Source organism: Paenibacillus sp. EKM10P (assembly GCF_011800655.1).
Taxonomy (GTDB): Bacteria; Bacillota; Bacilli; order Paenibacillales; family Paenibacillaceae; genus Paenibacillus; species Paenibacillus polymyxa.
On record NZ_JAALET010000156.1, the window covers coordinates 1 to 208 of the forward strand.

Consider the following 208-nt stretch of genomic DNA (forward strand, 5'->3'; position numbering starts at 1 on the left):
TGGAGGGCTTAACGGTCGTGTTCGGGATGGGTACGTGTGGAACCCCTCCGCTATCGCCACCAAACATGAATTTGCTCCGCAAATTCTTCCGTAAGGTTATTCGGTTCATCACAGATTGTGTGAATGAATCGCCATACGCTTGTCGTATGTACTTCTACATACCTTCAAGGTGTTACACCCTGAAAACTGGATCCGAAACTTCATTGCG

At 47.6% G+C, this 208-nt stretch carries 1 rRNA gene; it reads right to left on the reverse strand.

What is annotated here, in order from left to right:
- A 5S ribosomal RNA gene (rrf, locus tag HFE01_RS26905) occupies positions 1–64 on the reverse strand; the annotation flags it as partial.
- Positions 65–208: the final 144 nt, after the last annotated feature.